This window comes from Janibacter sp. Soil728 (genome assembly GCF_001428305.1).
In the GTDB taxonomy this organism is placed as follows: Bacteria; Actinomycetota; Actinomycetes; order Actinomycetales; family Dermatophilaceae; genus Janibacter.
On record NZ_LMRZ01000009.1, the window covers coordinates 1 to 22,798 of the forward strand.

At 70.6% G+C, this 22,798-nt stretch carries 25 protein-coding genes; 11 read left to right on the forward strand and 14 right to left on the reverse strand.

Annotated elements, in window-relative coordinates; genetic code table 11:
• Positions 1-225: 225 nt before the first annotated feature.
• Complete coding sequence (gene acs / locus ASG73_RS17050; RefSeq protein WP_055998297.1) at positions 226-2,160, reverse strand: acetate--CoA ligase; 1,935 nt, start codon at positions 2,158-2,160, stop codon at positions 226-228.
• Positions 2,161-2,465: 305 nt separating this feature from the next.
• Between acs and ASG73_RS17055 the strand changes: the two genes are divergently transcribed.
• Complete coding sequence (locus ASG73_RS17055; protein ID WP_235499502.1) at positions 2,466-3,356, forward strand: phenylalanine 4-monooxygenase; 891 nt, start codon at positions 2,466-2,468, stop codon at positions 3,354-3,356.
• A gap of 65 nt (positions 3,357-3,421) precedes the next feature.
• Positions 3,422-4,129 carry a hypothetical protein gene (locus ASG73_RS18015; protein ID WP_156466374.1) on the forward strand — a complete coding sequence of 236 codons (708 nt, stop codon included), beginning with the start codon at positions 3,422-3,424 and terminating at the stop codon, positions 4,127-4,129.
• Positions 4,130-4,190: 61 nt separating this feature from the next.
• Here the strand turns inward: ASG73_RS18015 and ASG73_RS17065 are convergent, their stop codons facing one another.
• Complete coding sequence (locus tag ASG73_RS17065) at positions 4,191-4,769, reverse strand: TetR/AcrR family transcriptional regulator C-terminal domain-containing protein (RefSeq protein ID WP_055998307.1); 579 nt, start codon at positions 4,767-4,769, stop codon at positions 4,191-4,193.
• A gap of 151 nt (positions 4,770-4,920) precedes the next feature.
• On the opposite strand from ASG73_RS17065, the gene bioB reads away from it, so the two are divergent.
• Positions 4,921-5,982, forward strand: a complete 1,062-nt coding sequence (bioB, locus tag ASG73_RS17070) for a biotin synthase BioB (RefSeq protein ID WP_055998310.1) — start codon at positions 4,921-4,923, stop codon at positions 5,980-5,982.
• Between the two features lie 81 nt (positions 5,983-6,063).
• Here bioB and ASG73_RS17075 read toward each other — a convergent pair whose 3' ends face one another.
• The 6 genes from ASG73_RS17075 to ASG73_RS17100 form a co-directional block, all read right to left on the reverse strand.
• Positions 6,064-7,671, reverse strand: coding sequence for a solute symporter family protein (locus ASG73_RS17075; protein WP_055998314.1), 1,608 nt, complete (start codon positions 7,669-7,671; stop codon positions 6,064-6,066).
• A complete protein-coding gene (locus ASG73_RS17080; protein WP_055998317.1) occupies positions 7,671-8,018 on the reverse strand; it encodes a DUF485 domain-containing protein in 348 nt (115 codons plus the stop codon). Before ASG73_RS17080 ends, ASG73_RS17075 begins: the two co-directional genes overlap by 1 nt.
• A 208-nt stretch (positions 8,019-8,226) precedes the next feature.
• On the reverse strand, positions 8,227-9,750 hold the full coding sequence (locus tag ASG73_RS17085) for a sodium/solute symporter (protein ID WP_055998320.1): 1,524 nt from the start codon (positions 9,748-9,750) through the stop codon (positions 8,227-8,229).
• Positions 9,747-10,118, reverse strand: a complete 372-nt coding sequence (locus ASG73_RS17090; RefSeq protein ID WP_055998323.1) for a hypothetical protein — start codon at positions 10,116-10,118, stop codon at positions 9,747-9,749. Before ASG73_RS17090 ends, ASG73_RS17085 begins: the two co-directional genes overlap by 4 nt.
• Positions 10,115-10,879 carry a LytR/AlgR family response regulator transcription factor gene (locus tag ASG73_RS17095; RefSeq protein ID WP_055998431.1) on the reverse strand — a complete coding sequence of 255 codons (765 nt, stop codon included), beginning with the start codon at positions 10,877-10,879 and terminating at the stop codon, positions 10,115-10,117. The genes ASG73_RS17090 and ASG73_RS17095 overlap by 4 nt, the downstream gene beginning before the upstream one ends.
• 10 nt (positions 10,880-10,889) lie before the next feature.
• Positions 10,890-12,089: a histidine kinase gene (locus ASG73_RS17100; RefSeq protein WP_200946943.1), complete on the reverse strand. Its 1,200-nt coding sequence runs from the start codon at positions 12,087-12,089 to the stop codon at positions 10,890-10,892.
• 32 nt (positions 12,090-12,121) lie between these two features.
• Between ASG73_RS17100 and ASG73_RS17105 the strand changes: the two genes are divergently transcribed.
• From ASG73_RS17105 to ASG73_RS17125, 5 genes are all read left to right on the forward strand, one after another.
• On the forward strand, positions 12,122-12,976 hold the full coding sequence (locus ASG73_RS17105) for a Fic family protein (protein ID WP_055998326.1): 855 nt from the start codon (positions 12,122-12,124) through the stop codon (positions 12,974-12,976).
• 297 nt (positions 12,977-13,273) lie between these two features.
• Positions 13,274-13,990: a hypothetical protein gene (locus tag ASG73_RS17110; RefSeq protein WP_055998329.1), complete on the forward strand. Its 717-nt coding sequence runs from the start codon at positions 13,274-13,276 to the stop codon at positions 13,988-13,990.
• A complete protein-coding gene (locus tag ASG73_RS17115; protein ID WP_055998333.1) occupies positions 13,987-15,024 on the forward strand; it encodes a TadA family conjugal transfer-associated ATPase in 1,038 nt (345 codons plus the stop codon). The genes ASG73_RS17110 and ASG73_RS17115 overlap by 4 nt, the downstream gene beginning before the upstream one ends.
• A complete protein-coding gene (locus tag ASG73_RS17120) occupies positions 15,021-15,698 on the forward strand; it encodes a type II secretion system F family protein (protein ID WP_055998336.1) in 678 nt (225 codons plus the stop codon). Before ASG73_RS17115 ends, ASG73_RS17120 begins: the two co-directional genes overlap by 4 nt.
• Positions 15,695-16,246, forward strand: coding sequence for a type II secretion system F family protein (locus tag ASG73_RS17125; protein WP_156466375.1), 552 nt, complete (start codon positions 15,695-15,697; stop codon positions 16,244-16,246). Before ASG73_RS17120 ends, ASG73_RS17125 begins: the two co-directional genes overlap by 4 nt.
• Here the strand turns inward: ASG73_RS17125 and ASG73_RS17130 are convergent.
• Entirely contained in the window at positions 16,234-16,716 is a 483-nt protein-coding gene (locus ASG73_RS17130) for a polyketide cyclase (protein WP_055998342.1), read from the reverse strand. The genes ASG73_RS17125 and ASG73_RS17130 overlap by 13 nt on opposite strands.
• Before the next feature lie 150 nt (positions 16,717-16,866).
• On the opposite strand from ASG73_RS17130, the gene ASG73_RS17135 reads away from it, so the two are divergent.
• The 3 genes from ASG73_RS17135 to ASG73_RS17145 are packed head-to-tail and all read left to right on the forward strand — an operon-like array spanning position 16,867 to position 17,768.
• Positions 16,867-17,058: a DUF4244 domain-containing protein gene (locus ASG73_RS17135; protein WP_055998345.1), complete on the forward strand. Its 192-nt coding sequence runs from the start codon at positions 16,867-16,869 to the stop codon at positions 17,056-17,058.
• A gap of 19 nt (positions 17,059-17,077) precedes the next feature.
• Positions 17,078-17,410: a TadE family type IV pilus minor pilin gene (locus ASG73_RS17140; RefSeq protein WP_055998348.1), complete on the forward strand. Its 333-nt coding sequence runs from the start codon at positions 17,078-17,080 to the stop codon at positions 17,408-17,410.
• On the forward strand, positions 17,397-17,768 hold the full coding sequence (locus ASG73_RS17145; protein WP_055998351.1) for an Rv3654c family TadE-like protein: 372 nt from the start codon (positions 17,397-17,399) through the stop codon (positions 17,766-17,768). The genes ASG73_RS17140 and ASG73_RS17145 overlap by 14 nt, the downstream gene beginning before the upstream one ends.
• A 15-nt stretch (positions 17,769-17,783) precedes the next feature.
• Here ASG73_RS17145 and ASG73_RS17150 read toward each other — a convergent pair whose 3' ends face one another.
• The 5 genes from ASG73_RS17150 to ASG73_RS17170 are packed head-to-tail and all read right to left on the reverse strand — an operon-like array spanning position 17,784 to position 22,795.
• Positions 17,784-18,503: a GAF and ANTAR domain-containing protein gene (locus ASG73_RS17150; protein WP_162253997.1), complete on the reverse strand. Its 720-nt coding sequence runs from the start codon at positions 18,501-18,503 to the stop codon at positions 17,784-17,786.
• Between the two features lie 16 nt (positions 18,504-18,519).
• Positions 18,520-19,230, reverse strand: coding sequence for a GAF and ANTAR domain-containing protein (locus ASG73_RS17155; protein ID WP_055998357.1), 711 nt, complete (start codon positions 19,228-19,230; stop codon positions 18,520-18,522).
• Positions 19,227-19,940, reverse strand: a complete 714-nt coding sequence (locus ASG73_RS17160) for a GAF and ANTAR domain-containing protein (RefSeq protein ID WP_055998360.1) — start codon at positions 19,938-19,940, stop codon at positions 19,227-19,229. Before ASG73_RS17160 ends, ASG73_RS17155 begins: the two co-directional genes overlap by 4 nt.
• A 7-nt stretch (positions 19,941-19,947) precedes the next feature.
• On the reverse strand, positions 19,948-20,451 hold the full coding sequence (locus ASG73_RS17165; RefSeq protein ID WP_055998363.1) for a hypothetical protein: 504 nt from the start codon (positions 20,449-20,451) through the stop codon (positions 19,948-19,950).
• Positions 20,452-20,470: 19 nt separating this feature from the next.
• Positions 20,471-22,795 (reverse strand): DEAD/DEAH box helicase, encoded by a 2,325-nt coding sequence (locus ASG73_RS17170; protein ID WP_055998365.1) that lies wholly within the window; start codon positions 22,793-22,795, stop codon positions 20,471-20,473.
• Between the last annotated feature and the right edge of the window lie 3 nt (positions 22,796-22,798).

A 22,798-nucleotide genomic window follows, 5' to 3' on the forward strand; every position in this document is an offset into this window, starting at 1 on the left:
CACTGGGAACGGTGTGGGAGAGTAGGACGCAGCCGGACAACCATTGAGCCGAGAGCCCCCAACGAGTCGTTGGGGGCTCTCGCGCGTTCCACGACAAAAGTGTTGCCATGTGTGGTCTGGATGATCCCTGGCATCTGTGTCGGGGATCTGCAGTGAATGCAATCGGACTCAAGAATGGGCCCCGCCGATTACCGGTGGGGCCCATTCTGTGTTGCCGTCGTGAGGTCAGTCCTCGGCCGGCTTGTTCATGCCGTCCTGGATGAAGTTCATGACGGACGAGTCGGCAAGCGTGGTGACATCGCCGATCTCGCGGTTCTCAGCGACGTCTTTCAGCAGCCGGCGCATGATCTTGCCCGAGCGGGTTTTGGGCAGCTCGTCGACGACCATGATCGAGCGGGGCTTGGCGATCGGGCCGATCTGCTGCCCGACGTGGTTGCGCAGCTCCTGGACGAGCTCGTCTCCTGCGGAGCCGCCCTCAGCGCCGTCTTCGCGCAGGATGACGAAGGCGACGACAGCCTGGCCGGTCGTCTCGTCCGCGGCGCCGACCACTGCTGCCTCGGCCACCCGCGGGTGGGAGACCAGAGCTGACTCGATCTCGGCAGTGGACAGACGGTGGCCAGAGACGTTCATGACGTCGTCGACGCGTCCGAGGATCCAGATGTTGCCCTTGTCGTCGTACTTGGCGCCGTCGCCAGCGAAGTAGTACTCGGGGCCGAAGCGACTCCAGTAGGTGTCCTTGTACCGCTCCGGGTCGCCCCACACTCCGCGGAGCATGGCCGGCCAGGGCTTGGTGAGCACGAGATAGCCCACCTGCTCGGGCTCGGTGAGCGGCTTGCCCTCGTCGTCGAGGATCTCGGCGGAGATGCCGGGGATCGGCTTCTGCGAGCTGCCGGGCTCGAGGTCCGTGACACCGGGCAGGGGGGAGTTCATGATGGCTCCCGTCTCGGTCTGCCACCAGGTGTCGACGATGGGAGTGGTTCCGGCACCGATGTGCTCGCGGTACCAGCGCCAGGCCTCCGGGTTGATCGGCTCACCGACCGAGCCGAGGACGCGCAGCGAGCTGAGGTCGAACTTGGCCGGGATGTCGGCACCCCACTTCATGAAGGTGCGGATGGCCGTGGGCGCTGTGTAGAGGATCGAGACCTTGTACTTCTCGATGATCTCCCAGAAGATCCCCTGGTGCGGGCTGTCGGGAGTGCCCTCGAAGAGCACCTGGGTCGCGCCATTGGCCAGTGGTCCGTAGACGATGTAGCTGTGGCCCGTCACCCAGCCGATGTCGGCGGTGCACCAGTAGACATCGGTCTCGGGGTGGAGGTCGTGGACGACGGCGTTGGTGTAGGCGTTCTGCACCAGGTAGCCGCCGGTGGTGTGCAGGATGCCCTTGGGCTTACCGGTGGTCCCGGACGTGTAGAGGATGAAGAGCGGGTGCTCGCTGTCGTGCGGCTGCGCCTCGTGCTGGTCGGACGCGGAGTCGACGGCCTCGTGCCACCACACATCACGCTGGTCGTCCCACGCGACGTCGATGCCCGTGCGCTGGACGACGAGCACCTTGTTCGCGGTCGTCCCCACCACGGCCTGGTCGACCGCGGTCTTGAGCGGCATCGCCTTGCCCTTGCGGAACTGGCCATCACTGGTGATGACGAGCTTGGCCTCGCCGTCCTCGATCCGTGCCTTGAGCGCCTCTGAGGAGAATCCACCGAAGACGACGGAGTGCGGGGCGCCGATGCGGGCACAGGCAAGCATGGCGATGACGGCCTCGGGGATCATCGGCATGTAGATGGCGACGCGGTCGCCCTTGGCCACACCGAGGGCCTCGATGGCGTTGGCTGCCTTGGAGACCTCGCGCAGCAGGTCGGAGTAGGTGATGGCTCGGCCTTCACCATTGGTGTCGACCGCGTGGATCGCCACGCGGTCGCCGTTGCCGGCCTCGACGTGCCGGTCGACGCAGTTGTACGCGGCGTTGAGCTGTCCACCGCCGTACCACTTGGCGAAGGGGGCATCGCTCCAGTCGAGCGTGGTGTCGAAGTCGGTGCTCCAGGTGACGTACTCCCTGGCCCGGGCGGCCCAGAAGGCCTCATGGTCAGCGGCGGCCTCGTCGTAGAGCTCGGCCTTGCCGATCGCCTGCTCGGTGAACGCGGGGGTGGGGGCGTAGTCCGTCACATGTCCTCCTCGTCGAGTGTCGCGCGTCGTCGCGCGAACCTGTGTCGGCACCCACCTTTCACCCATGTCGTCTCGAGCACAACGGCGGGGTCCCCCTTCGTCGCCGGGCGAGGGACGCGGGGCGACGAGCGGTCTGCGACAGGCCTGGGCACAGTGCACAGCGATGCGCCGCCAGGGCCGCTCGAAGGTTGCGCAGTCTGATCAGTGATCGGCCCATCCGTGGTGCTGATCACCGAGATCTGGGACGGTGGGATGACCACAAGGAGGTGGTTTTCGTGTTCACCGAGGGGCAGTTGTACTCACCCGTGACCACACACGAGGACGGCACCGTCGAGGTGCACCTCGCCGACACGCACCCGGGTCGTGACGATGCGCGGTACCTGCGCCGTCGTGGCGAGATCGCCGGGGCGGCTCTGGCCTGGACGCGGGGGAGCGAGGCCGTGCCCCACATCGAGTACACCTCGCAGGAGCACTCGGTGTGGAGTCGCGTCAGCGATGAGCTCGCGCCACTCCACGCGCGGTTCGCACACCGTGAGTACCTGGACGCCAAGGAGCGCCTTAACCTCCCGACCGAGCACGTGCCCCAGCTCGCCGAGGTGACCGAGCGGCTCCTCCCGCTCACCGGCTGGAGCTATGTGTGCGCGCCGGGGCTGGTCCCCCTTCGCGACTTCTACGCGGACCTCGGCAGCCGCACCTTCAACTCCACCCAGTACCTGCGTCACGGTTCCCAGCCGCTCTACACGCCGGAGCCGGACATCATCCACGAGGTCATCGGGCACGCCAACCAGCTGGCCAGCCCGCGCCTTGCCGCGATCACCGAGGCCGCCGGGCGGGCCTCGCTGCGCCTCGAGACCGAGGAGGCGATGAAGCTCGTCGCCGACATCTTCTGGTTCTCCATCGAGTTCGGCGTCATGTACGAAGGCACGGATCTGAAGGCCTACGGCGCGGGGATCCTGTCGAGCTATGGGGAGATCCAGGAGTTTGCCCACATGGAGATCCGCGATCTCGACCTGGCCGCCATGGGCACGCTCAACTACGACATCACCGCCTACCAGCCGGTGCTCTTCGCCGCGCGATCGATGACCCACCTCGAGGACGTCGTCGGAGCCTTCTTCGCCACCGTCGACGACGATGCGGCGGCTGCCCTGCGAGCCGAGGCGGGCCGACGGGGACTGCTCCCCATGGCCCCGCACTGACGTCGCTCATAGGCTCCCCGACAGGGGAGGAGGAGGTCTTCCTCGCGACACGAGGGGAGACCATCATGACCAGTCGACGCATGAGCATCGCCGGCCTGCTGACGGGTGCGGCGCTCGCACTGTCCGCCTGCGGCGGGTCCGGGGCGGACACGACGACCACGGACACGAGCAGCACGTCCACGTCCAGCACATCCGAGGCCAGCGCGTCCGAGAGTGCCGGCACCACGACCTCGACGACCGAGACACCGACCGAGGAGTCCACCGCGTCCGCGTCCGACGGCGACGCCGAGGGGGGCGATGCTCCCGCCGGTCTGACCGACCCGGGCACCGAGCTCGCCATCGGCAAGACTGCGACGCTCCCGCAGGGGAAGGACGACGCCACCGTGACGGTGGCCGTCACCAAGATCACCAAGGGTTCATCGGCTGACCTGGCCAAGCTCAAGGACGCCAGCAAGTACGCGGAGTACACGCCCGTCTACGTGCAGTACGAGATGACGGGAACCGACAGCTCGAGCGAGCTCGGTGGCGACCTCCTCGACGACGTCGATCCGATCCTCGCCAACGGCAGCAAGGCGTCCACGCTCGCCATCATCGGCACCTCGCCCTTCACGAAGTGCGACCGCAACTCCATCCCCGAGGACTTCGCTCCCGGCGACACCGAGACCACCTGCCAGGTGGCCATGGTTCGCTCCGGCCAAGAGGTCACGGGTGCGCAGTACGCGCCCTACGAGGGGGACTACTCAGATGACGGTGCGGTCGTCTGGACCTCGTGACACCCAGGGGACGAAGGGGGGAGGGCTGCGGCCCTGCCCCCTTCGTCATGACGTCGGTGGTTCAGCGCCGGAGCTGGTCCGCGATGCCCGTGACGACGATCTGGAGGCCGGTGCCGAAGTCGCTCGGTGTGCGCTGTGCGGTGGTGATCCCTGAGCGGGTCGCGTGGGCGTGCGACTGCTCGTCGTAGGCATGGCCGTAGACGAAGTGCAGGAGCGTGCGGGCGGCGGTCGGCACGATGTCCTCGGGCAGTCCCGCGCCGGTCAGCACGCTGCGCAGCTCCTCGAAGGGGGCCTGCGCGCCCATCCCGAAGGCCCACATGCTCATGACGAGGTCGGCTCCGTCCGGGTAGCCGGTCACCGCGGCGTGGAGGTCCTCGCAGTGCAGGCGGACCCGCTCCTGCCAGGCCATGTCGTGGCTCGGTGTCCGCGGCCCGCGGGCAAGGATCTCGTCGGCGACGGAGCCGAGCAGGGCCTGCTTGTTGGCGTAGTGGTGGTACAGCGCGCTCTGCTGCACGCCGAGGTCGGTGCCGATGGCCCGCATCGTGAGGTCGGGCAGGCCGACCCGGGCGAGGATCTTCAGCGCAGTGTCGACGACCTGCTCGCGGGTGAGGGGGGAGCGGGGGTTGCGCGGGGGTGGCACAGGAGCTCCCTTCGAGGTGGTGGGCCGAGCGGTTTGACCCTACCTGCCGCCCCATCTAACCTGAACTTCGTTCACCTACTGAACGGCGTTCAGTAGCCACGGCCCGGCTGGTGCTCCACCCAGCCACCGACACCGCCCACCGGAGGAACCCATGACCGCCCACGACCAGCTCGTCGATCGTGTCCTCGCGGGCGAGGACGCCACCGCGCAGGATGCGCTCACCGTCTTGCGCACCCCCGACGACGAGGTGATGAGCCTCGTTGCGGCGGTCTCCCGGCTGCGGCGAGAGCACTTCGGCATGTCGGTCAAGGTCAACTACCTCGTCAACCTCAAGTCAGGTCTGTGCCCCGAGGACTGCGGGTACTGCTCGCAGGCGCTCGGCTCGACGAGCGAGATCCTGCGCTACACCTGGCTCAAGGCTGACGAGGCCCTCGCCCAGGCCCGGGCGGGGCTGCGCGGTGGCGCGACCCGCGTCTGCATGGTGGCGAGTGGCCGCGGGCCGAGCGACCGCGACATCGACCGGGTCGCCGGGATGGTGGATGCGATCAAGGGCGAGCACCCACAGGTCGAGGTCTGCGCCTGCCTCGGGCTGCTGAAGGACGGGCAGGCCGAGCGGTTGCGCGAGGCGGGCGTCGACGCCTACAACCACAACATCAACACGGCGGAGTCCCACCACGACTCGATCGTCACGACGCACACCTACGAGGACCGGGTGCGCACGGTGGCCAAGGCGCAGGGCGCCGGGCTGTCCGCCTGCAGCGGCCTGATCGCCGGGCTGGGGGAGAGCGACGACCAGCTCGTCGAGGCACTGGTCGCCCTGCGCGAGCTGGGCTCGGAGTCGATCCCGATCAACTTCCTCATCCCCTTCGACGGGACGCCCAAGCAGCAGACCTGGGAGCTGTCGCCCCTGCGGTGCATCAAGATCCTTGCCACGGCTCGGGTGCTCGCCCCGACCGCGGAGATCCGCATCGCTGCCGGACGGGAGATGCACCTGCGCAGCCTGCAGGCCATGGCCCTGCACCTCGCCAACTCGATCTTCCTCGGTGACTACCTCACCGCAGAGGGGCAGGCGGCGCAGGACGACCTGATGATGTTGGCGGACAACGGCTTCGTCGTGCTGGGGTCGCAGGAGCCTGATGGCTCGACACCCCGGGAGGACCATCCCGTGATCCGTCGCCGCGGAGCGGGCACGGCCGCCCCGGCCAACGCCTGACGGCAGGATGTCTGAGGCCTGAGGACATGACGAAGGGGGCAGAGCCGCGGCTCTCCCCCCTTCGTCATGCCGTGCGGACGATCAGTGATCGACTGTCTCGGCGACACCGTGACCGGTGAGGCTGCGCACCTCCATCTCGGCGTACTTCGCGCGGTTGAACTCCTTGCTCGTCACCGAGCCGAGCCAGCCGAGGAAGAAGCCCAGCGGGATGGAGATCAGGCCGGGGTTGGCCAGCGGGAAGATCGAGAAGTCAGCGCCCGGGATCATCGCGGTCTCGGACCCGGAGACGACCGGCGAGAGGGCGATGAGGACGAGCGCCGAACCGAGACCGCCGTACATCGACCACAGTGCACCACGGGTGTTGAAGCGCTTCCAGAAGAGGCTGTAGAGGATGGTCGGCAGGTTGGCGCTCGCCGCGACGGCGAAGGCCAGCGCCACGAGGAAGGCGATGTTCTGGTCCTTGGCGAACATGCCGCCGAAGATCGCCACCAGACCGATACCGACCACGGCGTACCGCGAGACCTTCACCTCTTCCTCCTGGGTGGCTTCGCCGTTCCTGAAGACCTGGTTGTACAGGTCGTGAGCGAAGCTGGCACTGGCGGTGATCGTCAGGCCGGCGACGACCGCGAGGATCGTCGCGAAGGCGATTCCGGAGACGATGCCGAGCAGCCACGATCCGCCGAGCTCGAAGGCGAGCAGCGGGGCGGCCGCGTTCGCCTTGCCGGGCGCTGCGTTGATCGCGTCCGCGCCGACGAGGGCGCCGGCACCGTAGCCGATGACCAGGGTCAGCAGGTAGAAGCCACCGATGAGCCAGATGGCCCACTCAACGGACTTGCGAGCCTGCTTGCTCGTCGGGACGGTGTAGAAGCGCTGCAGGACGTGGGGGAGTCCTGCGGTACCGAGGACGAGCGCGAGGCTGAGCGAGATGAAGTCGATCTGGGTCGTGAGGCTCTTGCCGTACTTCAGGCCCGGCTCGAGGAGCTTGTCGCCGGCTGCGGGGTTCTTGTCGACGGCGCCCTGCATGAGGCTCGAGAGGTTCATCCCGAACTGCGCGAGCACCATGACCGTCATGAGTGCCACGGCGAAGATCAGCAGGACGGCCTTGATCATCTGGACCCAGGTGGTGCCCTTCATGCCGCCGATCATCACGTAGGCCACCATGACGACGCCGACGACGGCGATGACGATGTTTTGCGCCGCGGCGCCGTCAACGCCGAGGAGGAGTGAGACCAGACCACCGGCGCCGGCCATCTGGGCCAGGAGGTAGAAGAAGGAGACCGCCAGCACAGAAGTGGCCGTGGCAATGCGCATCGGGCGCTGCTTGAGGCGGTAGGACAGCACGTCCGCGAGCGTGAAACGGCCGGTGTTGCGGAAGAGCTCCGCGACGAGGAGCAGGGCCACGAGCCAGGCGACGAGGAAGCCGATGGAGTAGAGGAAGCCGTCGTACCCCTGAAGGGCGATGGCGCCGGCGATGCCGAGGAAGCTCGCGGCCGAGAGGTAGTCGCCGGCGATGGCCAGTCCGTTCTGCCGGCCGGAGAAGGCGGCGCCGCCGGTGTACATCTGGCTGGCGGTCTTCTTGCCGCCGGCCACCTTGATGACGATCGCCAGCGTCGCGACGACGAAGACGACGAAGATCGTGATGTTGAGTGCGGGCGAACCAGTGGAGGTCGCTGCAGCGAGGGTGGTCATCAGTCCTTCGCCTCCGGGGTGTCGATGGTGGTGATCGTCGCGGCCAGGGCCTCAGCCTTGGGGTCGAAGGACTTCGCGGCCCAGCGGACGTAGATGATCGTGATGGCGAAGGTCGTCACGAACTGACCCAGGCCCATGATGAGGCCGATGTTGATGTTGCCGAAGACCTTGGTGCCCATGAAGTCGGACGCAAAGATCGACAGCAGGACATACAGGAAGTACCACGCGAGGAAGAACGCGGTGACAGGGAAGACGAAGCCGCGGAAGGTGCGGCGCAGATCGCCGAACTCCTCGGATTCCTGGACGGCGATGTAGCGCTCGCCGAGCGGTTGAGCATCGTTGCTCATGGCTCACCTCCGGGTTGTGGTGGGCCCGGACAGCATTGGCCGGACCCGCTACAGAGTGGCCCGGATCACCCACGGCCAACGGGTGCGCCGTGCGTGGCGCGGTCGGCGGGTGCTGCCGTCGCTGTGCGGGTCGCCCGGACGCGACGAGCGGCAGGTTGTGCAGGACGAGCGGTCGGCGGCCGGTGGCTGTCGTGCCCGACCTCGCAGGTCAGGTGCCGTCGACGAGCACGTCCTCGGGGGTGTGCAGCCTCGTCATCGTCCGGGCCCAGCGTCGTGGCCGGGAGGCGGGCGTGAGCAGCGAGACGATGATCGTCACGGCGAAGGCCAGGGGTGTCGCCCACGCCGTGGGCGCCGCGACCAGTGCCCCCGGCCAGCCGGCAGGGGCGAGGTCCATGACGGACACGATCGCGGCCGCGGTCGTGGTCAGCCCACCCACCGCCACTCCAGCGGCTGCTCCCTTCGCCGTCAGTCGGGTCCACCAGACACCGAGGATGAGCAGCGGCGCGAAGGTCGCGGCCGCGATGGCGAAGGCATGCCCGACCGCGGAGGAGATGCCGATCGGCTCGGCCGTGCAGGCGGCGACGAAGGGGGCCAGTACACCGACGAGAGCAGCGAGGCGGAAGGAGGTGGCTGGGGCGACCTCGCCCCGGGACAGCCGGGCAGTGAGTGGCCGCAGGACGTCCTGGTCGATGGCGCCGGCGACCGACATCGCCACACCGGAGGCGGTGGCGAGGAAGGCGGCGAAGGCGCCGCCGGCGATCAGCGCGGTGAGCAGCTGACCGTCGAGCCCGGAGAGCATGGCGCCGGGGAGGGCGAGGACGACGGTGCGGCTGGCATCGCCCCCGACGTCACCGTGGTCGAGGTAGGCCCGGCCGAGGTAGCCGTAGACCGGCGGGAAGACGTAGAAGATGCTCAGCAGCGCCAGCACCGAGACGGTCGTGCGGCGGGCGGCGACGCCATCGGGGTTGGTGTAGAAGCGCACGGCGATGTGGGGCAGGCCCATCGTGCCCAGGCACAGTGCGGCGAGGGTGCTGTAGGTCGTGAAGAGCGCGCGGCTCGTCGGTCCGTCGCTCGTGAGCGGCTCCCACCAGGACGCGGCGGCCTGCGGGGTGGGCCCGCCGGAGCGCTGCCACACCAGGAGCAGGACGAAGGCGGGGACGGCGATCGCCGTGAGCTTGATCCAGTACTGCACGGACTGGACCAGGGTGACCGAGCGCATGCCACCGGCGGCGACGTTGAGGACGACGATCACCGTGAGCACGGTGGCCCCGACCCAGGTGGGCAGGCCGCTGACGTGACGAAGGGCGAGGCCGGCGCCCTGCATCTGCGGCAGCAGGTAGAGCCAGCCGATCCCGACGACGAGCAGGGCGCAGCCACGTCGCAGGGTGCGCGACTCCAGTCGGGACTCAGCGAAGTCGGGGAGCGTGTACGCGCCGGAGCGCCGGAGGGGAGCGGCGATGAGGATGAGCAGGACGAGGTAGCCGACGGTGTAGCCGATCGGCATCCACAGCATGTCGATGCCGCGGTCGTAGACGAGACCGGCCACACCCAGGTAGCTCGCGGCAGAGAGGTACTCGCCGCTGATGGCGCTCGCGTTGCGCCATGGCGTGATGGCACGTCCCGCGACGTAGAAGTCGCTGGTGCCCTTGGCCAGGCGCAGGCCGAGAGCCCCGAGGGTGAGGGTGGTGAAGCAGACGAGGGCGATCGCCAGGACGCTGAGCGGCTGGCTCACCGGCGGCCCACGAGGTCGCCGAACTCCGCCTCGATCCGCTCGCTGGAGCGGGTGTACCACTGGGCGGTGAGGACGACTCCCGGGTAGACGAGGACTCCGAGGACGATCCACGGGAGGGGCAGGTCGAAGAGGCTGGACCGACGTGTCGCCGGGACGAGGGCGAAGAGGAGGGGGAGCGCGCCGAGAGTCACGACGCCGAAGGCCAGGGTGGTCAGGGACAGCTGCAGCTGGGCACGCACCAGTGAGCTGACATAGGCGGTGCCCAGCGGGGAGTTGCCAGCGATCTCGTCGCGGACGGTGCGGGGGCGGTCGCGACGGCTGGGACGTCGGGTGCGGGTGACGCGCACGCGCACGGGCGGGGTGCTCATCCGTCGTCGGTGGCGGTGCGCGGCCGCAGCAGGGTGCCGCGCAGATGCCGGGTGTGGCGCCGGCTGACCTGAAGCTCGATGTCGTCGACGATGACCGTGCACCGCCCGCCGTCGTTGTGGATCTCGCTGATGTGACGTGTGGAGACGAGTGTCGAGCGGTGGATGCGCACGAACCCCGCGTCGGCCCACTGCTCCTCGAGGGTCGCCAGGGGGATCCGGACGAGGTGTGACCCCGTGGGGGTGTGCAGTCGGGCGTAGTCACCCTGGGCCTGGACCCAGCGGATGTCGCTGCGGGGGACGAAGCGAGTGACGCCGCCGAGCTCGACGGGGATCGTCTCGTCGTCCTCGGGAGTGGCGGAGGCCGGGGTGTCGCGCTCGCTGGAGGCCAGGCACCGGCGCACGGCCTCACCGATCCGCTCCGGGCGGACCGGCTTCATGATGTAGTCGACGGCATCGAGGTCGAAGGCGTCGACCGCGTGGGTGTCGTGCGCGGTGACGAAGACGACCTGCGGTCGCTCGGTGAAGCGCCGGATGACCCGGGCCAGCTGCATGCCGTCCAGACCGGGCATCGAGATGTCGCTGAAGACCACGTCGATGGGCTCACGCTCGAGTGCGGCAAGGGCGGCTGTGCCGCTCGACGCGGTGAGGACTCGCCCCACGCGCTCGTCCTGGTCGAGCAGCCAGGCAACTTCGTTGCGTGCTGGCGCCTCGTCATCGACGACGAGCACGGTGAGCGCTGCGGGCTGGGGCGGACGCGGCATGGCCACCAGACTAGGCCGGTTCCTCGAGCGCGGGGGAGTACTTGGGTACCCGGAAGGAGACCCTCATCCCTGCACCCGGTGCCGTGTCGACGACCAGACCGAACTCTTCGCCGTAGACCTGACGCAGCCGGGCGTCGACATTGCCCAGTCCCACGGAGTCGGCGCGCGACTGGCCGTCGAGGATCTTGCGGATCGCTTCGGGTCGGGCTCCGACTCCGTCGTCGTCGACGCTGATCTCGGCTTCGTTGCCGTGGTCGGTCGCGCTCAGCGTGACGTGGCCCGGCCCTTCCTTGGGTGCGAGCCCGTGGCGCACCGCGTTCTCGACGAGTGGCTGGATGGCGAGGTAGGGGACCCTCACGGACAGCACCTCCGGAGCGATCTTGAGCGTGATGGCGAGCCGGTCACCGAAGCGCGCCTGCTCCAGAACGAGGTAGCGCTCGACATTGCGCAGCTCCTCGCTGACGGTGGTGAAGGCGCCGCCGCGGCGCAGCGCATAGCGGGTGAAGTCGGCGAACTCGAGTAGCAGCTCGCGGGCCCGGGCGGGGTCGGTGCGCACGAAGGAGGCGATCGCTGCGAGCGAGTTGTAGATGAAGTGCGGGGAGATCTGGGCTCGCAGGGCCCGCAGCTCGGCCTCCATCGCGCGGGTCCGCTCGTAGCCGAGATCAGCCAGCTCGACCTGGGTGGCCACCCAGGACGCGACCTCCTCCGCTGCCCGGGCCAGACCGGCGGACACGGCCGGGCCGTAGCCGGCGATGGCCCCGATGACCCGGTCGTCGACGACCACGGGGGCGATGACGGCGGCCCGGATCGGGCAGTCGGTGCTGGTGCAGGTCACGACATCCGGCCCGAGGACCACGGTCTGCCCTGAGGCGAGGACCTGCGCTGCCTGGTCCATGACGACAGGCAGGTGGTGCCTCCCTTCGCCCTCCCAGACGATGACGCTGGAGGCATCGCAGATCGCCAGACCGGGGGTCGCGAGCATCGCCTTGAGATAGGGGGCCGCGCGCTCGCAGCCGTCGTCGGTGAAGCCGTCGGCGAGGTGTCTGGCGGCCTCGGAGGCGGTGTGCAGGGTCTCGTAGGTCGCTTGGTCGGTGACCGAGATGAAGCCGGGGCGGGCCCGGCGCCACCGCACGAGGGTGACGACCAGCCAGAGCGCGAGGAAGGCGCCCGTGACCACCACCACAGTGGGGAGGTGCAGGCCGGCAGTCATGGCGGCACCCTAGTGCGGCCTACGCTGGGAAGGTGTCTGACTCCAGCCCTCTCGTTGCCGCACTGACCCAGCTCGCCGCCCTGCCCGAGGTGGCGGCGGCCTCCGATCACGCCCGAGAGGTGTGTACCCAGCTGCGCTGGCACGAGGCACTACGCCGGCGGATCCCCGAGGCCTCGGCCGAGTCACGGGTGCGCGGCGCCTGGGCGAGCGCGGAGCTCGACGGCGCGCGCTCGACCGCGTCGATCGTGCGCGAGATCATGATGGGGAGCCGGGAGCGCAGTGCCGACCCGGACCCGGCAGAGCGCGTGATCCACGGCGCGATCGCGGCCACGGCCGAGAGCGAGCACCTGCGTGATCTGGTGACGCGGTCACCCGGTCAGGCACTGGCGCGTCTGCACACCGCCGCCGCCGCGCAGCTCGTGGGCGATCGCGACCAGCTCGGCCGGCCGCGGATCGAGGGGGAGGGGTGCGAGGAGTTCGCCGACCTCGGTCCTGCGCCGACGGGAGCCGAGCTGCGACGGCGTCTCGACGGGATCATCGAGCTGATGCGCTCGGCCAGCGAGGCTCCTGCCCTCGTGGTCGCGTCGATCGTCCACGCCGAGATCGCGACCGTCCGTCCCTTCGTCGTCGGCAACGGTCTCGTCGCCCGCGCCGTCGAGCGCACGCTCATCGCCGCCACGGGACTGGACCCGACCGGTGTCGCGGTGCCCGAGGCCGGCCACGGGCACGAAGGGGGGCCGGCCTACCTCGGCTCGCTCAACGGGTACGTGCACGGCGGGTCTCCGGGGGTCTCGCTGTGGCTGAAGCATTGCGGCGACTCGCTCGTGGCGGGTGCCGAGGAGGGCTGGCGGGTGGCCGAGTCGGTCCGGGCCGGGCGGCTCGGCTGAGGCTGGACGCGTCCTGAGAGCGCGTCGAATTGCGCTCACAGAAATCACGATTAGAGTTCTTCTCAGTTGCTCCCTTCGGGTTGAGCAGCCAACGCACGGCTCCCTCCCCCCCGGAGTCCGCGCGTTGACGGCCCCGGCGCTCCCCCGCCGGGGCCGTCCCCTTTTCCGGCCGCGGTGCTCCGGTGTCCGACCACGGTGGTCCGGTGCTCGTCCACAGGCGCTGCGGGACGAAGGGGGTTGTCCCCAGTCGTGTGACCAGCCAGCCGGAGGGCCGGGCGGCGCGGCAGGGTCGCGGGCATGCATCCAGTCGTCGTCATCACCGCAGCCTCGGGTGGGCTGGGCGTCTCCACCCTCGCGGCCGTCACCGCCACCGTGCTCGCCCGGGACTCCTCGCCGACCCTCGTCGATGGCGCCTTCGGTGCCGGAGGGCTGGACGCCACGGTCGCCGCGGAGCACGTCGAGGGACTGCGCTGGGGAGATCTCGCCGAGCACGAGGGCACGGTCGACGCCGCGCGTCTACGAGAGGCGCTGCCCCGGGGAGCGGTGCCGACGCTCGCGGTCCGAGGGCCGCGGCCGACGCCTGCGACCGTGCGTGATGTCGTCACCGGGCTCGCAGGACTGGGGCCCGTGGTCGTGGACCTGCCCTGCTCGGGTCGGGTGCCGCCGGTCTGGGCAGAGCTCGCGGACGTCGTGGTCGTCCTGGTCGGGCTGCGACCGCGCTGGTTGCGCGACGGGGAGGCCTGGGCCGCGGCGCTGGGGGAGCGACGGGAGTCCGCGCTGCTGGTCACCCGTGGCCCGCGACGGGCGCAGCGGGTCTCCGAGCGGGCCGCGGACCACCTCGGGGTGCCCCTGCTCGACCATCTCGCAGACGACGCCGGGGTGCTGCGCGACGAGGCGCGCGGGCGCGGGCCGCGGCCCAAGGGGCCGGTCGGGGAGGTCGCCCGCACTCTCGCCGCGGCGCTGCCGACCTCGACCGGTCCCTTGGTCGAGCACGTGCTGGGGCTGGCCTCATGAAGTGGTCGAGTGCCATCGACGCGCACGTGCAGGCCGGTCGCGCTCCCGACGAGCGGGTGATCGAGGAGGTTGCCCGCTCGGAGGGGGTGCGGCTGGGCGGCTCCGGAGCGTTGCGCAGGTCGGGTGAGCTGCGGGCCGACCTCATGGGTCTGGGCGCGCTCGAGCCGCTCGTCCGTGACGAGCGGGTCACGGACGTGCTCGTCAACGGAGACGGGTCGGTGTGGGTCGACCGGGGCTGCGGGGTCACCCGCGCCGATGTCGAGGTGGGCGACGAGGAGGCCGTGCGGCGCTTGGCGACCCGACTGTCCGCGCTCGCGGGTCGCCGGCTCGACGACGCCCAGCCGTGGGTGGACGGGCTGCTGCCGCGAGGGATCCGCCTGCACGCGGTCCTGCCGCCCCTGGTCGCTGGCGGGGCACATGTCAGCCTGCGCATCCCACGGCACCGGGGTGGCGGGCTGTCCGCGCTCGTGGACCTGCAGATGGCGACCCCCGAGCAGGCGGAGCAGCTGCGCGCGATCGTGCGCGAGCGGCAGGCCTATGTCGTGACCGGTGGGACCGGGACGGGCAAGACGACCCTGCTGGCCGCCTTGCTCGCCGAGGTCCCCGCGGACGAGCGGCTGGTCGTCGTCGAGGACGTCGGTGAGATCCAGGTCGGGCACCCGCACGTCGTGCGGCTGCAGGCTCGCTCGGCCAACACGGAGGGCGCGGGCGAGGTGACGATGGTCCACCTCGTGCGGCAGGCACTGCGGATGCGGCCGGACCGGCTCGTGGTCGGCGAGGTGCGCGGCGCCGAGGTGAGGGACCTGCTGCTCGCGCTCAACACCGGGCACGAAGGGGGCTGCGGCACCCTCCACGCCAATCGCGCGGAGGATGTGCCCAGCCGGCTCGAGGCTCTCGGGGCGCTGGCGGGGATGAGCCGTGAGGCGGTGCGAGCCCAGGTCGCCAGTGCGCTGGAGGTCGTTGTGCACCTGAGGCGGGTGGGCGGCCGGCGAGTTGTCGACTCGATCGGCCCGCTGCCGAGGGTGGCCTCGTGACGCTCGTGGTCGTGGGTCTCGTGCTGGTGGCGGCACTCGTGTGGCCGGGGCGGTCTGCGGGCATCGGGCTGGGGGGCCGAGACGTGCCGGCATGGCATCCGTGGCGCCGCCCGGAAGCCGGCCGGCTGCAGGACCTGGAGTCGCTGGCCGGGGTGGCCGACCTGCTCGCCATGGCCCTGCGGTCAGGCGCAACACCGGTCGCCGCTGTGCACGTCGTCTCGGCGGAGGCACCACGGCCCTGGCAGCCGGTCCTCGAGGAGGTGCACGAGCAGCTGTCGACGGGTGGCTCAGCGGGGCAGGTGTGGCGCAGGCACGCGCAGGACCATCCGGAGCTCGGTGCGGTCGCAGGCGCGTGGGCGCTCAGCGAGGACCTCGGCGTGGCCCTGGCGCCGTCGATGGCGACGAGTGCCCAGGTCCTGCGGGCCAGGGTGCAGGCGCGGCGACGGTTGGAGGCCTCGACCGCGGGCGCGAGGGCGACCATGCGGATGCTCACGCTGCTGCCCCTGGTGGGACTGCTCGCCGGCTTCGCCTTCGGTCTCACCCCGTGGGAGGTCTACGGGCACAGCGCGGTGACGATGGCCTGCGCTGTGCTCGGCCTCGTGCTCACGGCGATCGGGTGGTGCATCTGCCGCTGGGTGCTGGCGCGGGCCGTCGCGCCCACGGTGCACCGGTGAGCCTGCTCGTCGTCGCCCTCGTGGTCGTGGCGGTGGGGATGTGGCCCGGGCAAGCCGCCCGCGTGCGGTGGCTGCGTCGTGAGGTGCAGGTCCAGGGCGACCCGCCGGTCTCTGCCCTGACCGTCGACGAGGTGGCCGATGCGAGCGTGCTGCTGGCCCTGGCGCTGCAGTCGGGCCGAGGCATGGTCCAGGCGCTGGAGGAGGTCGCCGGCGTCTCTGCGGAGGGGGCCGGGGAGGACCTGCGACGGGTGGCGGCCGCTCTGCGTTGGGGCCGCTCCATGAGCCAGGCGTGGACCTACGCCCGCAGGGTGTGGGGGCCCACGGCCACGGCCTTCGTCGTCGCCGATGCCGTGGGAGCACCGTCGGCCAGTGTGCTCCTGGACGCCGCAGCGAGCCTGCGCGACGCGGAGGCTCGCCGTCTGGAGGAGGCCGGGGGCAAGGCGGCCGTGATGCTCGTCCTCCCCCTGGGGCTGTGCTTCCTGCCGGCCTTCATCGCCACGGCCGTGATCCCGGTCGTGGCCGTCCTCGTGGGCACTCAGCTCTCCTGAGTGGGGTGGGGGTACCCCCGGAGGACGGCGCGCTCGAGGATGCCCAGGGACGCGCGCAGGGCCTTGTCGTCGATGACAGGGAAGATCCGCTTCCACTTCTCCGCGGCCTGCGACCAGTCGCAGTAGGAGGTGACCCGGGTTCCCGACGGGACGGCGACGAGCTCGTAGCCGTAGACGTGCCCGATCGGCGGCTTGATGGTGCCGTGGATCGTCCACTCCACCAGGGCATCCGTCTCGAGCCGGGTGAAGACGACCTCGACGTCGTAGCGGCCCATCGGCAGGTCTCCGAGGGCCTCCCTGTCCATGTGGACGACGAAGGTGTCGCCCACCTCGCTGGGGGGCTGGCCGTGCGCCGACTGGAGCATGCCGCTCGAGTCGATGGCCACGTGGCCATCGGGGTCGGTGAGGACGGCGAAGATCGCCTCTGCACCGGCAGGGATGAGGCGGGTGGCCGAGATGCGTTCGCTCATGCACCGGACCCTACGACCAGCCGTCCACATCCGACGAGGGTTGGGGCCTCTCGTGCACAGCCAGCCGAGGGACCTGTCGAGGGTGGGTGCCAGCGCCAAGGCTGGATCCACTGCGGCACATCGGGTGCCGCCCAAGGGGAGGAGCTTCCCATGAAGAGGTCCATCGTCCGGTGGGGTCATCGGGCTCGGTTGTCGTGCGAGGCGGGGATGACCACCGCGGAGTACGCGGTCGGCACCCTGGCAGCGTGCACCTTCGCGATCGTCCTGCTGGCAGTCGTGAAGTCGGGGACGATCGAGACGGGCCTGTCGGGTGTCATCCTCGAGGCGCTCGGCATCCGCTAGGGCCGACGGCGATGCGGGGATGGTGACGGCCGAGCTGGCCCTCACCTTCCCCGCGGTCGTCGTCGTCCTCGTCCTGTGCCTGTCAGCACTGTCGTGGGGAGTCGACCACGTGCGGTGCGTCGATGCAGCCAGGGTCGCGGTCCGGGAGCTGGCCCGAGGGGAGTCGGCTGCGCAGGCGATCGATCGAGCGCGGCGCACTGCGCCGCAGGGCGCGGGGTTCGAGACCAGTCGCAGCGGTCACGACGTGAGCGTGACGGTGTCGAGCCCGGCTCCGCCGGCGCTGTCCTTCACTGCCGCGGAGACCTCGTGCTCGTCCACGGCCAGGATGGAGTCGATCGATGCGGCATCGTGAGCTGTGGGACGAGCGCGGTTCGTCCACGGTGCTGGCCGTGGGTCTCATCGTCGCCATGCTCAGCGTGACCTTGGCGGCGTCGGCCGTCCTCAGCGCCGTGCGGTCGGCCCACGTCGCCCGCTCGGCAGCCGACCTGGCCGCGCTGGCGGCGGCGATCCAGCTCCAGGAGTCACCTGACCCACGCGGCGCGTGCGGGGAGGCCGCACGGGTCGCCACCCGCCACGATGCCCGGGTGCTCTCCTGCGACGTCGGTACCTCGGGAGTCGTCACGGTCACCGTCGCGACGTCGATCCCCCTGCGTCTGGCGGGCGTGGGACCCGATCACGCCGAGGGCAGGGCTCGCGCCGGTCCTGGTTGAACCGACCATGCGGACTCAGCGCAGCCGGTGCGGGCGGCTGTCGACGACGTGGGAGGCCGCGGTCTCCATGCTGATCTGCTCGTCCACGGCGATGCGGGCCAGCGTCTCCCATGCCTGCTGACCACCGATCGCGTACCGCTCCATCAGGATGCCCTCCGCGTGGCCGATCATCACCTTGTCGGCCAGCGCCGAGTGGGCATCCTGCAGGTCCCGCTGCCCGGCCAGGGCGATCGACACGTGCGCGGCGAGGGCGAACCCCATGGTGGCGTCGGTCTGGGTGAAGGCCGAGGTCCGGTCACCGTAGAGGTTCAGCGCGCCCAGGTTGTCGCGGCTGGTGAAGAGCTGGAAGCACAGCATCGACCGGATGCCGAGCTCGTCGGCCGCGAGCGGACCCCACGTGCTCCAGCGTGACTCGGTGGTCAGGTCGCTGCTGTGCACGGTCTCCTCGGTCCAGATGGCATCGAGGCAGGGACCCTCCTGCAGTCGGTACTGAAGGTCATCCCCTCGCCGGGCGATCTCATCGGTGAAGGCGGGGGTGTCGATCCGGTGGCTGCGGTGCACCAGCGACACGCACGCGTGGTCGCACCCGGAGAAGAGCTCCACTGCAGCCTCGACAGCCCGGTGCAGCGTGTCCTGCACGCCGTGCTCGGCGTGCAGCCGCTGCACCACGGCGTCGAAGCGGTCATCGGCCTGCCGGCCGACGTTGCTGCGTGGGTCGTCCGACGGACCTGTCACGAGTCGCACGCACCTGTCACGACGGGCGGCCGGCTCGCCGGGCCTGCGCGATGACCTGCTCGGCGAGGCTGGTCACGCTGATCCCCGCGGACGCGGAGCGGTCCACAAGGGCGCGGTAGGCGGTGGCCAGGTCGATGCCCTCGGTGTGGGCGAGGACGCCCTTGGCCTGCTCGACGACGATTCGCTCGCGCAGTGCGGCCTCGGACCGCTCGTACACCTCGGCCAGGCTCACGGAGGGCACCTGCACCAGTGCCAGGGTGGCCACGTCGGCGAATGCGACCGCCCACTCGGCCTCGCTCCTGGACAACGGGACGGCCCGGGACCTGAAGATGTTCAGACCGCCGAGGGACTCACCACGCCAGAGCAGTGGCTGGGCGTGCGCCGTGACGAACCCGGCCTCGACGATGGAACCGCCGACCGAGGGCCAGCGCGAGCGCAGGTCCTCGCTCCCGACGGCGGTGATCACCTGACCGCTGTGGATGCTCTCGATGCAGGGACCGTCGGCCTGCTCCACCTGGAAGATCTCCAGCTCGGCTGCACGGTGGGACGTGGCCGCGAGCAGCTCCAGGTCCTCGACGCCGGTGGTCACCACCAGACCGACCGCGTCCGCGGCGACCGCCCGGGCACAGTCGTCCACCAGGCGGGTGAGCACGTCCAGCGTGTCGTGATCGGCGACCAGCGCCGAGGTGGCGTCGGCCAACGACTGGGAGGCAGTGCGCGAGGTCATTCGTCCTCATTTCCGGGGATGTCGATCTGGCTGAAGTCGAGCTCTCGGCTGAGCACGCGTTGGGCGATCACCATCAGGGCGACCCCTTCGGTGTGGGCGTGGGCCCGCAGCAGGGCCAGTGCGTCATCGGGGCCTACGCCGAGCTGAGCGATCACCATGCCGGTCGCCTGGTGGATCGGTGCGCGGCTCGCCCACGCCCCACCCTGGACTCCGCTGTCCCACGCGGGGTCCCGCAGCAGCGCGGCGCCAACCGCGTCGGCAAGGTACTGCGCCCGCCGACGGTCGATGGCGGCGGAGGGGTCCTGGCCGCTCTGGTGGACGGTGACGACACCCATCATCCGTCCGCCGGGCCGCATCGGCAGCACGAGGATCCGCATGGGCCCCAGCTCGCTGCGCGCGGCCTGGGCCAGCACGGGCCACCGGGACCGGCTCTCGAGGTCCCCCTCGATCGGCGTGCCCTCGCGGTAGACATCGGCCGCCGGACCCTCACCGATGACGTCCTGCAGCTGCATGAGTCGGGCCGACGCGTCGTCAGCCGTCGCCACCGTCAGCCGGTCCTGCTCGTCGAACCCCACGGTCAGGGCCGCCCCGTCCGCGTGCAGGATCTCGGCGCAGGCGGACGCGAGGCGCTGGACCAGCGGGGCATCGGCCCGCTCGCTGGCCAGGGCCCTGGCCAGCTGGGAGAGCACCACAGCCCGGTCGTCGTCCATCACATGATCATGCCGTGCTGTCGGGACGTCTCACCGTGCCCGTGGAGTCCTGGGGGACGGGTCGGGTCGCATCGTCGCGCGTCCCGGTCTGCAGGGGCCGGGTCCGAAGGGACGGGTCATGGCGCTCGGCGGCCTCGGCCCGCTCGCGGGCGATCTCGGTGGACGTGCGCTGGTCCTCGAGCTCGCGCTCACGCTGCGCGATGTCTTCCTGGTGCTCCGCCTCGAGACGGGCCTGGCGCTCGCGGGACTCGGCTGCCTGCTCCTTGCGCAGTCGGCGCTGCTTCGCCTTGCGGGTCAGCGCCGCCTTGATGAGGACCAGACCCAGCCACAGCAGGAGCATCGTCAGCATGCCGACGACCACCAGGGTCAGCGGGTTGAGGTTGATCGTCACGGTGTCCAGGAGTCGGATGTCGACGTCCTGCCCGGAGACCTCGGGCGCGGAGGTGCCCATGAGCAGCGCGGCTCCGAGAGCGAGGGCGAGGAGCACGAGGATGAGGCCGAGGATGACCATGACAAACCTTCCGGGTACGTCAGCCGGCGGTCGCCGACGGAGCTTCTCCGCTCACTGTATGACCGAGAGAGTCCAGCAGCAGGTCAAGCAGCGCAACGGCGCCCGGCGCGTCGAGCGGTTCGTTGCCGTTGCCACACTTGGGGGACACCACGCAGGCCGGGCAGCCGCTGCGTGCGCAGCCGCAGGACGCGATCGTCTCGCGGGTCATCGCCAGCCACTGGCGGATCCGCTCGTGCGCGCGAGCAGCAAATCCTGCGCCCCCGGGGTGCCCGTCGTAGACCATGATCGTGGGGAGTCCCGTCTGCGGGTGCAGGTCCGTCGAGACGCCACCGATGTCCCACCGGTCGCAGGTCGCCAGCAGGGGCAGCATGCCGATCGCGGCGTGCTCGGCAGCATGGGCGGCACCCGGGATGGCGGCCTCGAAGACCCCTGCCGCAGCCAGGGACTCAGGCGTCATCGTCCACCAGACGGCGCGCGTCGACAGGGTCCGCTCGGGCAGATCGAGGTCGTGCCGGCCGATGACCTCGCCGCTCGGCAGGCGTCGAAGGAATCCCGTCACCTGACGTCGCACGTCGACGCGACCGAAGGAGACCCGCACCGGGCCGTGGTCGATGCCCGACTCCTCCGCGACGATGTCGAAGGAGGAGACCGACTGGGCGTGCGTCGACCAGCCCGGGTCTCCCTGGGTCACGGTCGCCGTCGACTGCTCCAGGTCGAGGTCGGTGACGACGAAGGTGCGTCCTTGGTGCACGTGCACCGCGCCCGTGTGAACCTGGGCGTGCGCCGAGCCCTCGTCGATCGTCCCCAGGACGCGACCGGACCTCCCTTCGACGATGCTCACCACGTCACCGATGCCGCGAAGGGAGACGTGCTCACCGGGTCGGTCCGGTCGGGTCCAGAACCACCCGCCCGGCCTGGACCGGAGGATCCCGCGCGCCACCAGGACCTCGAGGACTCCCGCGAGGCCGTCGCCGAACCACTGGGTGTCGTCCATCGTCACCGGGATCTCGGCCGCCGCGCACGCCACGTGCGGGACGAGGACGTGGATGTTGCGTGGGTCGAGCACGCTCGTCTCGACCGGAGCCTCGAAGATGGCCTCCGGGTGCTCGACCACCCACGTGTCGAGAGGGTCATCGGCGGCGAGCAGCACTGCGAGAGCGTCTTGCCCGTCACGACCGGCGCGCCCCGCCTGTTGCCAGACCGACGCCAGTCGACCCGGCCACCCCGCCATGAGCACGACGTCCAGACCGGCGATGTCGATGCCCAGCTCGAGGGCATTGGTCGCCGCGAGGCCGAGCAGGTCGCGATCACGCAGGCGCCGCTCGATGATGCGCCGCTCCTCCGGCAGGTACCCGCCGCGATAGGCCGCGATCCTCCCTTCGTCCACGATGCTCACCTGCCGTGACGCGGAGGAGGCCAGCGCCTCGACCCCGGCCCGGGAGCGGGCGAAGGCGAGCGTCTGCACATCGCGCCCCACGAGCTGAGCCATGAGCTCGGCGGCCTCGGTCGTGGGGGAGCGGCGGCTCCCTTCGTCATCCTCCGGGGGCTGCCACAGGGCAAAGGTGAGCGCGCCGCGCGGGGACCCGTCATGGGTCACTGCGAGCACGTCGTCGCCGATGAGCCGCGAGGCGTGGCCGCCGGGGTCGCCGACGGTCGCCGAGGCGAGGACGAAGACCGGGTCGGCCCCGTAGCGCCGCGCCACCCGCCGCAGCCGGCGCAGAAGAAGTGCGACGTGCGAGCCGAAGACTCCCCGGTAGACATGGCACTCGTCGATGACGACATAGCGCAGCCGCCGCAGCACGTGCGCCCAGTGCTCGTGCCCGGGCAGCAGGGAGTGGTGGATGAGATCGGGGTTGGTGAGGATCACGTCGGCGTGGTCGCGGATCCAGCGCCGCTCATCCGTCGGGGTGTCCCCGTCGTAGGTCGCCGCCCTGATACCCGGCACCGCCCACGACTGGATGCGGGCCAGCTGGTCGGCCGCCAGCGCCTTGGTCGGCGAGAGGTAGAGAGCGGTCGCGCCGCGCCCGTTGGCCGCCGACCTCCCGTCGAGCACCGCGGTGAGCGAAGGGAGGAGGTAGCCCAGCGACTTGCCGGAGGCCGTGCCCGTGGAGAGCACCACGTGCTGCCCGTCGTGGGCCGCCTGCGCGGCCTGCTCCTGGTGCGACCACAGCCGGTCGATGCCCGCCCCGGCCAGCGCCTGACGCAGTGGAGGCGCCACCCAGTCCGGGAGCTCGGCGTGCTCCGCGAGGCGTGCCGGGATGTGCTCCACGTGGCGCACCCGGTCCTCGCGACCGGCCGACAGGGCGGCGAGCAACTCGGGAGCCTGCGGACGTGGGTGGGACATGTG